The sequence below is a fragment of the Delftia sp. K82 genome (genome assembly GCF_002193035.1).
Taxonomy (GTDB): domain Bacteria; phylum Pseudomonadota; class Gammaproteobacteria; order Burkholderiales; family Burkholderiaceae_C; genus Comamonas; species Comamonas acidovorans.
The window spans coordinates 2,659,234-2,673,238 of record NZ_MYFL01000001.1; the positions used below are offsets into that span (position 1 = coordinate 2,659,234).

Annotated in this window: 9 protein-coding genes; 2 read left to right on the top strand and 7 right to left on the bottom strand. The window is 69.0% G+C overall.

Features of this window, described 5'->3' with window-relative positions; all coding sequences use genetic code 11:
• Positions 1 to 12 precede the first annotated feature (12 nt).
• Positions 13 to 1,245, top strand: a complete 1,233-nt coding sequence (locus KDK82_RS11750; protein ID WP_088164974.1) for an SEL1-like repeat protein — start codon at positions 13 to 15, stop codon at positions 1,243 to 1,245.
• Positions 1,246 to 1,268: 23 nt separating this feature from the next.
• On the opposite strand, the gene KDK82_RS11755 is transcribed toward KDK82_RS11750, so the two are convergent.
• The 4 genes from KDK82_RS11755 to KDK82_RS11770 all read right to left on the bottom strand — a co-directional run bounded on the left by KDK82_RS11755 (position 1,269) and on the right by KDK82_RS11770 (position 7,563).
• Positions 1,269 to 2,108, bottom strand: coding sequence for an HDOD domain-containing protein (locus KDK82_RS11755; RefSeq protein WP_043820881.1), 840 nt, complete (start codon positions 2,106 to 2,108; stop codon positions 1,269 to 1,271).
• 28 nt (positions 2,109 to 2,136) lie between these two features.
• Positions 2,137 to 4,497 (bottom strand): Tex family protein, encoded by a 2,361-nt coding sequence (locus KDK82_RS11760; protein WP_043820880.1) that lies wholly within the window; start codon positions 4,495 to 4,497, stop codon positions 2,137 to 2,139.
• Positions 4,498 to 4,675: 178 nt separating this feature from the next.
• A complete protein-coding gene (locus KDK82_RS11765) occupies positions 4,676 to 6,412 on the bottom strand; it encodes a multicopper oxidase family protein (protein ID WP_063326329.1) in 1,737 nt (578 codons plus the stop codon).
• A 23-nt stretch (positions 6,413 to 6,435) separates the two neighbouring features.
• Entirely contained in the window at positions 6,436 to 7,563 is a 1,128-nt protein-coding gene (locus KDK82_RS11770) for a chromosome condensation regulator (protein ID WP_088164975.1), read from the bottom strand.
• A gap of 297 nt (positions 7,564 to 7,860) precedes the next feature.
• On the opposite strand from KDK82_RS11770, the gene KDK82_RS11775 reads away from it, so the two are divergent.
• The gene (locus tag KDK82_RS11775) at positions 7,861 to 8,973 is read left to right on the top strand and encodes a DUF72 domain-containing protein (RefSeq protein ID WP_088165499.1); all 1,113 of its coding nucleotides are present in this window, start codon (positions 7,861 to 7,863) and stop codon (positions 8,971 to 8,973) included.
• Here the strand turns inward: KDK82_RS11775 and KDK82_RS11780 are convergent.
• From KDK82_RS11780 to KDK82_RS11790, 3 genes are read right to left on the bottom strand one after another with little or no spacing between them, the layout of a single operon-like run.
• Positions 8,958 to 9,287 (bottom strand): antibiotic biosynthesis monooxygenase, encoded by a 330-nt coding sequence (locus tag KDK82_RS11780; RefSeq protein ID WP_088164976.1) that lies wholly within the window; start codon positions 9,285 to 9,287, stop codon positions 8,958 to 8,960. The two genes, KDK82_RS11775 and KDK82_RS11780, sit on opposite strands and share 16 nt — an antisense overlap.
• 50 nt (positions 9,288 to 9,337) lie before the next feature.
• Positions 9,338 to 10,807 carry an efflux transporter outer membrane subunit gene (locus tag KDK82_RS11785; protein ID WP_088164977.1) on the bottom strand — a complete coding sequence of 490 codons (1,470 nt, stop codon included), beginning with the start codon at positions 10,805 to 10,807 and terminating at the stop codon, positions 9,338 to 9,340.
• On the bottom strand, positions 10,804 to 14,001 hold the full coding sequence (locus tag KDK82_RS11790) for an efflux RND transporter permease subunit (protein ID WP_088164978.1): 3,198 nt from the start codon (positions 13,999 to 14,001) through the stop codon (positions 10,804 to 10,806). Before KDK82_RS11790 ends, KDK82_RS11785 begins: the two co-directional genes overlap by 4 nt.
• Between the last annotated feature and the right edge of the window lie 4 nt (positions 14,002 to 14,005).

Below are 14,005 nucleotides of genomic sequence, written 5' to 3' on the forward strand. Positions count from 1 at the left end.
GAGGCACCTGCCATGCCCTCCAGCGCTCATGAAACCTCGCCGCGGCGGCGCCGCGGGCTGCGCCTGACCGCCAGGCTTGTGCTGCCCGGGCTGCTGGTGGTGCTGCCCGGTCTGGCGCCCGCCGTGCTGCCGCATGTGCAGGCGGCAGCCCGCTTCACGCCGGTCATGCCCATCCGGGTGGCGACGGCCAGCGTGTACGGCTCCCAGCCGGGCACCAGCAACATCACTTCGACCTCGGATACCGCCCAGCAACGGGCCCTGTCCCAACTGCGCAGCCGCGCCGAAGGCAAGGGCGTGAGCCCGGCCACGCAGCGCGAGGCGCAATGGGTCATGGGCCTGCTGGCACTGCATGGCATTGCCATGGCCCAGGACGGGCCACAGGCCAGGAACTGGTTCGAGCGTGCCCAGCGGGCCGGCCATCCGCTGGCCAGCGCGGGACTGGCCTGGTGCGCCATGGACGGCTGCGGCCAGCCCCCCGATCCACCGGCCGCAAGGCCCTGGATCGCCCAGCTGGCCAAGACCGACCCGGCCCGTGCGCAATACCTGGAATGGCTGCTGGCCCGGCGCCTGGCGCCGCTGTCCACGGCCGAGCCCGTGGGCGAGGCCTTGACCGTGGCAGGCACGCCCGACCAGGAACAGCTGCAGCGCGCGGCGCGTTCGGGCAGCCCTGGCGCACAGCTCGAATGGGGCCTGGCCTTGCTCGCGCAGGACGAGCCCGAGGCCGCCCTGCGCCAGTTCCGTACGGCGGCGCCACGCTCATCCAGCGCGGCGGCCAATGCGCAGATGCTGGGCGACCGCATGCGGCCTGCGGGCCAGCTGGTGTCGGCCCAGGGCACGTCTGCCCCGCCTGCGGCGCAGGGGCCGCAACGGCTGCAGCGCACGCCGGAGTTGCGGGGCTCGCCCAGCGAGCAGGACATCCAGGTGCGCCAGCCCATCACGGCCCAGCAGCAGTGGGAGCAGGCCCAGCGCTATCACCGTGGCGAAGGCGTGCCGGCCAACTACACCGAGGCCCTGCGCCTGTACCAGCAGGCGGCGTCCCACGGCCATGTGGCATCGCGGCGCATGCTGGAGTTGATCTATTCGCGCCCCGCACAGGGCGGCGGTGTGGACATTGGCTGGATGCAGCAGCTGGCACGCATCGACCCCATGACCATGCAGCCCATGGCGCCCATCAGCCCCGCGCCCTACCGGCGCGACCCCACGCCGCTTTTCGACATGGTGCCGGCGCCCTGGCACCGGAACTGACGCAGGCGGCCCTGGGTCCTGCCCTAAAGCAGCACATCCAGGCCCGTGTCGGCCATCCAGTCCACCGGGTCCTGGCGCAGCACCATGTCGATGTCCAGGCCCAGGGCCACCCCCACTTCGCCGGGAAAGCTCACGGCCAGCGCGCGCTCGCCCCATTGCGCCTCGCGCGATCGGGCGCGCCATGCGGCGATGTGCAGCACGCAGGCCAGGGGATCGAAGCCGGGCTGGGCCAGCGGCGCGTGCAGGTGCTGCAGCGCGTCGGCCAGCAGCGGCGGAAGATTCCAGCGCCGGGCCAGGCCTGCGCTGACATGGCTGTATGCGTAGCCGCACAGCCGCATCTCCAGTTCGGCACGGCGCGGGTCCAGCGGACCGACCAGCTCGGAGATGGTGGCCGCGCGGCCGGGATCGATCATGTGCATGGCCAGCTCGCCCAGCCCGTGCAGCAGGCCTGCCGCATAGGCCGCCGTGGGGCTGGCCTGCACCGTGCCGGCCAGCGCGCGGGCCACGCGTGCGGCATCCACGCTGTAGCGCCAGAAGGCCGGCATGGCCACGCCCGGCACGGCATGCGTGCCCACGCCCAGCGGCATGCCCCGCACGATCTGTCGCAACTGCGCGGGCGCCAGCAGGGCCAGCGCCTCCGGAATGCCGGTGACACGGCCCGCCATGCCGAAGACCGGGCCGTTGGCCTGCGCCAGCAGCCCGGCAGCCAGCGCGGGATCGGCCGCGAACAGCTGGCTCAGCCGGCGCAGGCTGGGCTGCTCGGGCACCAGCTCGCGCAGCAGCAGCGCGACAATGCGCGGCTGCGCCGGCAGGGCCAGCGTCTGGGTCAACAGCGTCTGCAGATCCAGTGCGTGCGCAGCCATCGCGTTTCCTGCCTTGCCCTGCCCGGCCTTACTTGCGGGTCTGCAGCTTGGCGAAGGCCGAGGCCATGGCCGACTGCTGCGCCGGCTCGGGCGCGCGGCGCTGGCCGCCCTGATGGCCCTGGCTGCCCCGGCCTGCGCTCTCGAAGCGGTTGTCACGGGGGCCATCGCGCCGCGCGGGCGCCGCATCCAGCTTCATGGTCAGGCTGATGCGCTTGCGCGCTACATCGACCTCCAGCACCTTGACCTTGACGATCTGGCCGGTCTTGACGACCTCACGCGCGTCCTCGATGAACTTGTGGCTCATCTGGCTGACGTGGACCAGGCCGTCCTGGTGCACGCCCAGGTCCACGAAGGCGCCGAACTGGGCCACGTTGCTGACCGTGCCCTCCAGCGTCATGCCTTCCTTGAGGTCCTTGATGTCTTCCACGCCGTCATTGAAGCGGGCGACGACGAAGTCCGGGCGCGGATCGCGGCCGGGCTTTTCCAGCTCGCCCAGGATGTCCTTGATGGTGATGGCACCGAACTGCTCGTTCACGAACTGCTCGGCCTTCAGGCCCTTGAGCACCTCGGAGCGGCCCATGAGCTGGTCCACGCTCTTGCCCGTGGTGGCAATGATGCGTTCGACCACGGGATAGGTTTCCGGGTGCACGCCCGTCATGTCCAGCGGGTTGTCGCCGCCGCGGATGCGCAGAAAGCCTGCAGACTGCTCGAAGGTCTTGGCGCCCAGGCCGGCCACGTCCATCAGCTGCTTGCGGCTCTTGAAGGAGCCGTTGGCATCCCGCCAGCGCACCACCGACTTGGCCACGCTGCCCGACAGGCCCGAGACGCGCGACAGCAGCGGCGCTGAGGCCGTGTTCAGGTCCACGCCCACGGAGTTCACGCAGTCCTCGACCACGGCGTCGAGCTGGCGCGCCAGCTCGCTTTGGTTCACGTCGTGCTGGTACTGGCCCACGCCAATGCTCTTGGGGTCGATCTTGACCAGCTCGGCCAGCGGGTCCTGCAGGCGGCGCGCAATGCTGGCGGCGCCGCGCAGGCTCACGTCCACATCGGGCATTTCCTGCGAGGCGAACTCGCTGGCGGAATACACGGAAGCGCCGGCCTCGCTGACCACGACCTTCTCGATCTGGCGGTCGGCCTTGCTGGCGATCTTGATCAGGTCGGCCGCCAGCTTGTCGGTCTCGCGGCTGGCCGTGCCGTTGCCGATGGCAATCAGGTTGATCTGGTGCTTTTCGACCAGGCGGGCCAGCACGGCCAGGGAGCCGTCCCAGTCGCGGCGCGGCTCATGCGGGTAGATGGTGGTGGTGTCCACCAGCTTGCCCGTGCTGTCCACCACGGCCACCTTGACACCCGTGCGGATGCCCGGGTCCAGGCCGATGACGGCGCGCTGGCCCGCAGGCGCGGCCAGCAGCAGGTCGCGCAGGTTGTCGCCAAAGACCTTGATGGCCACCTTCTCGGCGTCTTCGCGCAGGCGCGAGAACAGGTCGCGCTCGGTGGACAGGCTCAGCTTGACGCGCCAGGTCCAGGCCACGCACTTACGGATCAGGTCGTCGCTGGCGCGCTTGGCGTGGCTCCAGCCCAGGTGCAGGGCGATCTTGCCTTCGGCCAGGCTGGGCTGGCCGGGCTCGGGCTCCACGGGAAGAACCAGCTTGGCTTCGAGGATCTCCAGCGCGCGGCCACGGAACACGGCCAGGGCGCGGTGCGAGGGCACGCGGCCAATCGGTTCGTCGTACTCGAAATAGTCGCGGAACTTGGCGACCTCGGGGTCGTTCTCGTTCTTGGCCTCGATCTTCTTGGAGCGCAGCAGGCCGTCTTCCCACAGCCATTCGCGCAGCTTCTGCACCAGCGCCGGGTCTTCGGCCCAGCGCTCGGACAGGATGTCGCGCACGCCATCGAGCACGGCGAAGGTGGTGGAGAAATCGGGGCCCGGCTTGCCGTCGTCAAGGGTGGTGGCGGGCTTGCAGAAGGCCTCGGCCTCCTTGTGCGGGTCCAGCGTGGGGTCGGCAAACAGCTTGTCGGCCAGCGGCTCGATGCCGAATTCCTTGGCAATCTGGCCCTTGGTGCGGCGCTTTTGCTTGAAGGGCAGGTAGATGTCCTCCAGCTCCTGCTTGGTCGGCGCATTGGCAATGGCCAGGCGCAGCGCATCGGTCAGTTTGCCCTGCTCGTCGATGGCCTTGAGCACCGTGCCCCGGCGGTCTTCCAGCTCGCGCAGATAGCCCAGGCGTTCGTCGAGCTGGCGCAATTGCGCGTCGTCCAGGCCGCCGGTCACTTCCTTGCGGTAGCGGGCGACGAACGGAACCGTGGCTCCGCCATCAAGCAATTCGACCGCAGCACCCACTTGCTGCGGCTTGACATTCAGTTCTGCGGCGATTTGGCCAATGATTTTTTGCATTCGAGAGGCGCCCCGTGGCGTGGAATCCGGAAAGCGGCCAAGTGTGCCACACGCGATTCGGGCCGGGCCGCTCACGGCCCGCCCGCAAATGCAAGCATTTCTTGCAGGCCAATGAATTCAAGGGCTTGCAACAGAAGCCGGAAGGGCGCGGGAATGGCCGATCGGACAAGCCCGGCTTTCAGGGCCGCACATCCACGATCTGCATCATTCCCAGGTCCTCATGGTCCAGCGCATGGCAATGCCAGACGAACTTGCCGTGGAAATCCGCGAACCGCATGCGAAAGGTGATGCTGCCCTTGGTGACCCCCGCCGCCCCGCTGCTGCCCGTGCCCGGCGGCACGGGCAGGGTGTCGGCCCAGAACGGCGTCACCGGCGCGCCGTTGACCCTGACCACATAGCAATCGTTGACGTGGATGTGAAAGGGATGCGGGTAGCCGTTGTAGTTGTAGACCGTCCACTCCTCCACCGCATTGAAGGGCACGGTCTGCACAGGCGTGAGGCTGGAATGGATGGGCGACATGCCCAGCGGCATGGCCTCGGTGCCCACCGCAAACACCGATCGGTTGCCGCCCACCTTCAGCACCCAGCTCTCGCCGGCCGGCATGGGCGCCAGGGCCGGGTCGCGCACGCCCTTGTCCTCGTCGTCGGCCAGCACGGCTAGGCGCAGGACGCGCTGCACACCACCATGGCTGGCCAGTTCGGCATCGGTGATGGGCGTGTAGTCGCCGGGCCTGCGCAGCAGGGCCGGGTCGGGCACGCGGGCCTGCACGGGCTCGCCCTGCACCACCACCCGGGCCAGCACCTCCTCGAAGGGCTCGTTGCCGCTTGGCCGGTGAAAGGACGGGCACGCGGCCGCGCGCAGGAAATACTCGCCCGGCGCCATCGATGCCTGCACCACCATGGACAGGCGCCCGCCTGGGTAGATGTAGTTGCCGGGCCAGTCGCGCATGTCCAGCGGCTGCCCGGCCGTCTGCCGGCTCAGCGGCCGGTAGATGCCGCCGTAATGGTTGCCGTCGCGGCCATAGACATTCATCACATGCCCGTCGAGCACGGGATGCAGCGGGTAGAACGATGAAGGATTGACGATGTGCCAATGCTGCACCTCGCCGGGCCGCATCACGATGGTGGGCTGGTAGGCGCCGTTGAGCAAAAAGGCGCCAGCCGGATTCTGCATCGAGTCTTCCAGCGTATCGGTGCGGCCCTTGGCGTTGACGGTGAGCTTGTGGGCGAACAGCACGCGCTCGCGCATGTTCACGCTGGCACGGAACGGGTCCTGCGCATCGGCCACGATGATGGCGCCGAACATGCCGCTGGAGACCTGGGCATTGGTGGCGCCGTGCAGATGCGGGTGGTACCAGTAGATGCCGCAACTGTGGTCGTCGGGCAGATGGATCTCGTGGTAGCGCGTGGCGCCGGGCGCGATGCCGGCATCCGGCCCGTCCACCACGTAGTCGCCAAACACGCCGGGCCGTATCTCGCGCGGGTCCACGTGCAGGCCGTGGAAATGCATGTTGGTGCTGTTCTGGTGGTTGAGCAGCGCCCAGTCCGAGCCCTGGGGCGAGGCCGGCAGCTGGTTGTGCACCCACATCTTCAGCGTGTCGCCGGGGCGCAGCCACAGCGTGGGCGCCGTGTATCGCCCATTGAAGCTGCGCAGCTCCAGACGCCGCCCGGGCTGCCGATCGGCCGGATAGCGGGCCCAGCGCGCAATATCGCTGTCCGGCAGGTCCATGTCCATGGACGCATAGCCCACGTTCAGGTGCAGCTCCAGCACGCCGTTGACGGAGCGCAGCGCCTGCGGCTCGGGCAGATCGTCGCGCGGCCCGCCTCCACCGCCGCAGCCGGGCAGCACGGCGCCCGCCGTCAGCAAGGCGCCCCATTGCAGCAGCGCCCTGCGGTTCAGGCCCGGGGCTGGCATTGACTGTTCCTGTTGCAGGTGCTTCACAGGGCCTCCTTTGCCGTGCCGGCGAATGCGTTGGTTTCGGTCAGGTCATTGAGGGCGTGCAAGGCCAGCGCATGGGGGCGGGACTGGGCCTGGGCCCCGTCCTCGCCCTGGCAGGCGCCATGGCGGTTGTCGCCCCAGGCCCAGCAGCGCCCGCCGCGCTCCAGGGCCAGCACATGCGTGCCGCCCACGCTGATCTGCTGCACCGCCTCCAGGCCGGGCACGGTGCGAAAGCCCGCGCGGGGTGCCGCATCGCCCTGGCCCAACTGGCCCAGGCCATTCCAGCCCCAGGCCAGCACCTGCCCGCCCTGCGTGGTCGCCGCCGAAAAATGCAGGCCCGCCGCCAGACTGCTGAGGCGCTCAGGCACGGCAATGCGCACGGGGCCGGGACTGTAGGCCGCCTGCAGCCCCTGGTCCAGCTGGCCCTGGTGGTTGGAGCCCCAGCCCCACAGCCGCCCCTTCTCATCCAGCGCCAGGCTGTGCGTGGCCCCCGCCGCCACCGCCACCACGGCCGCAGCGCCCTGCGGCAGCACCACGCGCTGCACACGGCTGCGCTGCACCAGATCGCCCTGCCCCAGTTGGCCCGCAGCATTGGCGCCCCAGGACCAGACCTGACCCCTGGCATCCAGCGCCAGCACATGGCCCATGCCCACGGACACGCTGCGCACGGAGGGCAGGCCCTGCACGCGCTGCGCACCGGGCATGGCATCCGACCATCCCCAGAGTGCGCCTTCGCGGTCCTGCACATAGGCCTGCTGCTCACCCGCCCAGATGCGCCGCACCCCGGCATCCTGCCGGCCCAAGGCCAAAGGCCTGGGCACGGCGCCCGCGGCATCGCGGACCTGGGGCGCAACGGCATAGGCATGGCCATCCGCCCAGGCCAGCAGCGAATGGCCCGCGTCCACCAGCCCCTCCCAACGCGTGCCACGGGGGCTCAGGCGCTGGGGCACGGGCTGGAAAAAGCTGCGGTGGCCGATGCGCGTGGCATCGGGCGCACAGACCTCGGCAGCGTCCACGCCTTCGGGCAGGGTGCGCAACACCTCCAGATTGCCCCAGGCGAATACGCCCTCCGATGTGATGAGCACGGACCGCTGCGGGCCCGCCACTACCTGTTCTATGGTCAGCATCACCCTCTCCTTTGCGTGTTTTGCGTGTTTCGCATGTCTTGGGGCACCCCGACACGGCGGTACAGCTGCCCGTGAGGTGTCAGTGCGGATTGTTCAAAGGAAGCGGGTGGGTGGCAATCACTGAAAACTGTGATTCCTCAAGAGCGCCTTAGGCTCCGTCAATCGATCCCGCCCCAGGCCTGCGACGCGGCATTGGCCTGCAAGCACATCGCCAGTGCGGCCGGGGCCTGCGTGGCCTGAGTGCCTACGCGGGCTGCGCTGGCGCAGCGGCATCATGGACAATCCATGCTCCAGCCCATGCAAGACGATCTGTTTGGCGCGCCGCCCTCACCGCCGCCTTCCCCACCCTCTTTAGCCCCGGTCCCGCCTGCCGCCAGCGCGGCGCCTGGCGGCCGCAAGCCGGCATCCCGCAAGGCCGTCGGCGCCGTGCAGCTGGCGCCCCAGGCCCTGCAGTGGCAGGCGCTGGCGGACCAGCTTCCGCAGGGCTTGCGCATGGGGGTCTCCACCTGGTCCTACCCGGGCTGGGAAGGTTTGATCTGGGATGGCGCCTATGACAAAAGCGTGCTCGCCAAGAAGGGACTGGAGGCCTATGGCCGGCATCCGCTGATGCGAACGGTCTGCGTGGACCGCAGCTTCTGGAGGCCGTTGACGGCCAGCCAGTACCTGGCCTTCGCGGGCCAGGTGCCGGCCGATTTCCGCTTCGTGGTCAAGTGCCCTTCGGTGGTCACCGATGCGCAGGTCCGCGACGAGGATGGCAAGGGCATGTCGCTGAACCCCGTGTTCCTTCAACCCGATCTGGCCGTGACCAGCTTCGTCGAGCCCACGCTCGAAGGGCTGGGCGAGCAGCTCGGCGTGCTGGTGTTCCAGCTCAGTCCCATGACCTGGGGCCTGCTGAGCCGCCCCACCGAACTGCTGGCGCGGCTGCAGGCCATGCTGGACGCGGTGCGAGCGGCGCTGGCCGCCCATCCGCTGGGCGCGCAGATCATCGTGGCGGTGGAAGTGCGCGACCCGGAGCTTTTGACGCCCGAGCTGGCGGACACGCTGCGCGCTGCGGGCGCCACCTTCTGCCTGGGGCTGCACGGCAAGATGCCGCCCATCGAAGAGCAATTGGTTTTTCTGCGGCGGCTGTGGCCCAGCCCCCTGGTCTGCCGCTGGAACCTGAACCGCGAGTTCGGGGCCTACGGCTACCCCGATGCGCAAACCAAGCACGATCCCTTTGACGAGATCCGCACGCCCGATGTGCACACGCGCGCCATCCTCGCCAAGACCATCGATGGCATCACCAGCCGCGGGCTGCCCGCCTTCGTGACGGTGAGCAACGATGCCGAAGGCTGCGCGCCGCGCTCCATTGCGCTGCTGGCCGAGGCCGTGGTGCAAGCGGAGGTGGCCCGGATTCAGCGCTTGCCGTAGGCGCGCTCCACGCGGGCCACGCGCAATTCATAGTGCTCGTACCAGGCGTCCTTGCCCAGTTGCTGGGCGACCAGGTGCTCGGCATCCTGCTTCCAGCGCGCAATGGATTCGGCCGTGGACCAGTACGACACGGTGATGCCGAAACCGTCCTCGCCGCGCGTGCTTTCCGCGCCCAGGAAGCCTTGCTGCTGCGCGGCCAGGTCCACCATGCGCTGGGCCATGAGGCCGTAGCCATCATCGTCGTCACGCGTCCTGCGCGACGAGAAGATGACGGCGTAGTAAGGCGGCTCGGGGGTGTTGGCAAAGGGGTTCATCGTGGTCGGGGCGGCATGTTCTGCGGGACCGCGCAATACACCGCCCGCGCTCAGGAATTCGCCGGTGCCGAGGCGGACGACGCCTGCACCTGCTCGCCGCCCAGCACCTTCCACAGCGTGACGCGGTTGAGCTGCTCGGACAGGCGCAGTCCGATCAGGGTCTGCTGGGCCGTGTAGAGGCTGCGCTGCGCATCCAGCACGGTCAGGTAGTTGTCCACGCCGGCCTTGAAGCGGGCCTCCGACAGGTCGAAGGCCTTTTGCGTGGCGGCGACCATGCTGGTCTGGGCGGCCAGGCGCTCGTCCCACTGCGCGCGGTCGGCCAGCACGTCGGCGGTTTCGCGGAAGGCCGTCTGCACGGCCTTCTCGTACTGGGCGATGGCGATGCGCTGGTTGGCCTCGGCCACCTGCACGCCCGCACGGTTGCGGCCACCGTCGAAGATGGGCAGGCGCACCAGGGGGATGAAGCTCCAGGTGCTGCTGCTGCCGCCAAAGAGGCCATCGAGCTCGCGGCTGCCCGATCCCACGCTGGCCGTGAGGCTGATGGTGGGGAACATGGCAGCGCGTGCGGCGCCGATGTTGGCTTCCATGGCGCGCAGGTTGTTCTCGGCGGCCTGGATGTCGGGGCGCACCAGCAGCACGCTGGAGGGCAAGGGCGCCGGCACGGGCTGCAGCGCGGCCGCGGGCCGGGCATCGGCGCGCAGCGTGGCGGCGCCGGGCAGCAGGGCCTCGGGCAACGGGCCGCCCACCAGCAATTGCAGGGCGTTGCGGTCACGCTCCACCTGGGAGGTGAAGCTGGCCACGTCGCCGCGCGCCGTGTCCACCGTGGTCTGGTTCTGGGCCAGCACCAGGCCCGATGTGGAGCCAATCTCGTGCATGCGCCGCGTCAGCTCGTAGGCCTTCTCGCGGCTGGCCAGGGTGTCGCGCGCCAGTTGCAGGCGGGCCTGGTCGGCCGCCAGCGTGAGCCAGCCGTTGGCCACATCGGCCACCAGGCCGATCTGCACATTGCGCCGGTTCTGCTCGCTTTGCAGGAACTGCTGCAGCGCGGCCTCGCTGAGGTTGCGCACGCGGCCCCACAGGTCGATCTCATAGCTGGCAAAGCCCAGCTGGGCCGTGTACTGGGTGCTGACCGAGGCCGCCTGGGTGGCGCTGGTCATGCCGGCGGCCGTGCGCGCACGGCTGGCCTGGGCCTGGGCGTTGACACTGGGCAGCAGGTCGGCGCGCGTGATGCCGTACTGGGCGCGCGCGCGTTCGATGCTTTCCACGGCCACGCGCAGGTCGCGGTTGTTGGCCAGGGCCAGCGCAATGACCTCGCGCAGCTGCTGGGACTGCACCCAGCCCAGCGCGGCGGCGGCCTGCAGGCTGGCCTCGTCGGCCTGGGCCGGCGTTGCGGCCGTGCTGCCCACGGTATCGGGCACGGGCATGTCGGGCGTGCGGTGCTGCGGCGCGAGGTTGCAGCCGGTCAGCAGCGCCGCCAGCGCCGCCGCTGCGGCCAGTGCGGAGACATTCGTTGGGCGCCTCATGCTGCGCTCTCCTTTGCGGTATGCGGTGAATCAGGTGATCCGGCAGTCGGCTGGGGCGCATCGTCCTCGGTGCGCGAATGGCTCTTGAACCAGCTGCGGATCAGCAGGAAGAACACGGGCACCAGGAAGATGCCCAGCACCGTGGAGGCCAGCATGCCGCCGAGCACGGCCGTGCCGATGGCATTGCGCCCGCCCGCGCCGGCGCCGGTGCCGATGGCCAGCGGGATGACGCCGAAGCCGAAGGCCAGCGAGGTCATCAAGATGGGACGCAGGCGCAGGCGCACGGCCGAGACCACGGCGTCGAAGATGCTCTTGCCCTGCTCCTGCAGCTGCACCGCAAATTCCACGATCAGGATGGCGTTCTTGGACGCCAGGCCCACCGTGGTCAGCAGGCCCACCTGGAAGTACACGTCGTTGGTCAGCCCGCGCGTGTAGGTGGCGGCCAGCGCGCCCACCACGCCCAGCGGCACGGCCAGCATCACCGACAGCGGCACGGTCCAGCTCTCGTACAGCGCCGCCAGGCACAGGAACACGAAGAGGATGGAGATGGCGTACAGCAGCGGCGCCTGCGCGCCCGACTGGCGCTCCTGCAGCGAGGCGCCGGTCCACTCGTAGCCTATGCCGGCCGGCAGCGTGCGCAGGATGTCCTCCACGATCTGCATGGCCGTGCCCGAGCTGACGCCCGGCGCGGCGCGGCCTTCCATTTCATAGGCCGGGTTGCCGTTGTAGCGCATGAGCTGGGGCGAACCGTAGGCCCAGTAGCTGCTGGAGAACGAACTGAACGGCACCATCTCGCCCTTGGCGTTGCGCACCGTCCATTTGGCGATGTCCTGGGGCAGCATGCGGTGCGGCGCATCGCCCTGGATGTAGACGCGCTTGACGCGCTCGTTGTTCAGGAAGTCGTTGACATAGGTGCCGCCCATGGCGCTGGACAGCACGCTGTTGATGTCGGTGTACGACAGGCCCAGTGCGGCGGCCTTGCGGTCGTCGATGTCCAGGCGCAGCTCGCTGGCGTCTTCCAGGTTGGTCATGCGCAGATTGGTGAGCTCGGGGCGCTTGCGGGCCTCGGTCAGGAATTTCTCCTTGGCCTCCAGCAGCACCTGGTGGCCCAGGCCGTTCATGTCCTTGATCATGAAGTTGAAGCCCGAGCTGGAGCCCAGGCCGCGCACGGCCGGCGGCAGCATGACCAGCACGCGCGCATCGCGGATGGAGGACAGGTCTTTGGTCGCGCGGTGCGCGATCTCGGAGGCCGACTGGCCGGGCAGCGGCCGCTCCTCCCAGGTCTTCAAGCGCACGAAGGCGCGCGCCGAGGCCTGGTCGCCGTTCAGGCCCGAGACCTGGTAGAAGCTCACCACGTCGGGCTGCTTGGCAAAGTAGTCGCGTACCTCGTCGAGCACGCCCTGCAGCCGCGTATCGGCCGCGCCCGAAGGCAGGTTGATGTTGACGAAGACAAAGCCCTGGTCCTCGTCCGGCAGGAAGGAAGTGGGCAGGCGCGCCATCAGCAGCCAGACCACGCCGCAGACGGCCAGGAAGATCAGCATCATGCGCTTGGCGCGGCGCAGCGAGTAGGCCACCGTGCCCTGGTAGCGCGCAGCCGTGGCGTCGAAATGGTGGTTGAACCAGCGGAAGAATCGGTCGTTCACCCCCAGGATGCCGCTGCGGATGGGGCGGTCATGCCCGGCCCCGCCCGCTGCGGGCGGCTTGAGCAGCGTGGCGCACAGCGCAGGCGTGAGCGTCAGCGCCACGAACACCGACAGCGCCATGGCCGCGACGATGGTGATGGAGAACTGCCGGTAGATCACGCCCGTGGAGCCGCCAAAGAAGGCCATGGGCACGAACACGGCCGACAGCGTCACGCCGATGCCCACCAGGGCCGGCGTGATCTCGCGCATGGACTGGCGCGTGGCCTGCTTGGGCGACATGCCCGTCTCGTGCATCACGCGCTCGACGTTCTCCACCACGACGATGGCATCGTCCACCAGCAGGCCGATGGCCAGCACCATGGCGAACATGGTCAGCGTATTGATCGAGTACCCGGCCAGCGACAGCACGCCGAAGGTGCCCAGCAGCACCACGGGCACGGCGATGGCGGGGATCATCGTGGCGCGGAAGTTCTGCAGGAAGATGAACATCACGATGACCACGAGGATCATGGCCTCGCCCAGCGCGCTGACCACTTCCTTGATGGAGGCGCGCACGAAGGGCGTGGAGTCCGAACTGACGAAGTAGTCGATCTCGTTGGGGAAGAACGGCTTGAGCTCGGCCAGCTTGGCGGCGATGGTGTCGGCCACGTTCATGGCGTTGGCGCCATCGGCCAGCACGATGCCCATGCCCGCGCCCGGCAGGCCGTTGAGCTTGGCCTTGATGGTCAGGTTGTCGGCACCCAGCTCCACGCGGGCCACGTCCTTCATGAGCACCACCGAGCCGTCCACGGACGACTTCAGGACGATGTCCTCGAACTGCTCCACCGTCTTGAGCTTGGTGCGCGCCGTGATGGTGGCGTTCAGTTGCTGGTCGGAGACGGCGGGCAGCGCGCCCAGCTGGCCGGCCGAGACCTGGGCGTTCTGCGAGTTCAGCGCATTGACCAGGTCCGACGGCATCAGCGCGTACTTCTCCATCTTGGCCGGGTCCATCCAGATGCGCATCGCATAGTTGGTGCCGAAGACGTTGACATCGCCCACGCCGTCGAGGCGGCCGATCACATCGACCAGGTTGCTGGTCAGGTAGTCGCCGATGTCGACCGCGGTCATGGCCGGGTCCTTGGAGAAGAAGCTGTAGGTGACCAGGAAGTCCTGGCCGCCCTTGTTCACGAACACGCCCCGGCTCTTGACGGCGTCGGGCAGGCGGTTCACGGCGGACTGCAGCTTGTTTTGCACCTGCACCTGGGCCACGTCGATGTTGGTGCCCGGCGCAAAGGTCAGCGTGGTGCGCGCGCGGCCCGAGGCGTCGGACGTGGAGCTCATGTAGAGCATGTTGTCGATGCCCTTGAGCTGCTGCTCGATGATCTGGGTCACCGAGTTCTCGACCGTCTCGGCCGAGGCGCCCGTGTACTGCGCGCCGATGGTCACGCGCGGCGGCGCGATGTCGGGGTATTGCTCCAGCGGCAGCGTGAAGATGGACAGCGCGCCGCCCAGCATGATGACGATGGCGATGACCCACGCGAAGATGGGCCGGTTGATGAAGAACTGAGCCATGTGA

Coding starts and splice junctions, on each gene's coding strand:
- KDK82_RS11750 (WP_088164974.1), top strand. CDS start 13: ATGCCCTCCAGCGCTCATGAAACCTCGCCGCGGCGGCGCCGCGGGCTG.
- KDK82_RS11785 (WP_088164977.1), bottom strand. CDS start 10,807: ATGAGGCGCCCAACGAATGTCTCCGCACTGGCCGCAGCGGCGGCGCTG.
- KDK82_RS11760 (WP_043820880.1), bottom strand. CDS start 4,497: ATGCAAAAAATCATTGGCCAAATCGCCGCAGAACTGAATGTCAAGCCG.
- KDK82_RS11765 (WP_063326329.1), bottom strand. CDS start 6,412: ATGCCAGCCCCGGGCCTGAACCGCAGGGCGCTGCTGCAATGGGGCGCC.
- KDK82_RS11790 (WP_088164978.1), bottom strand. CDS start 14,001: ATGGCTCAGTTCTTCATCAACCGGCCCATCTTCGCGTGGGTCATCGCC.
- KDK82_RS11775 (WP_088165499.1), top strand. CDS start 7,861: ATGCAAGACGATCTGTTTGGCGCGCCGCCCTCACCGCCGCCTTCCCCA.
- KDK82_RS11755 (WP_043820881.1), bottom strand. CDS start 2,108: ATGGCTGCGCACGCACTGGATCTGCAGACGCTGTTGACCCAGACGCTG.
- KDK82_RS11770 (WP_088164975.1), bottom strand. CDS start 7,563: ATGCTGACCATAGAACAGGTAGTGGCGGGCCCGCAGCGGTCCGTGCTC.
- KDK82_RS11780 (WP_088164976.1), bottom strand. CDS start 9,287: ATGAACCCCTTTGCCAACACCCCCGAGCCGCCTTACTACGCCGTCATC.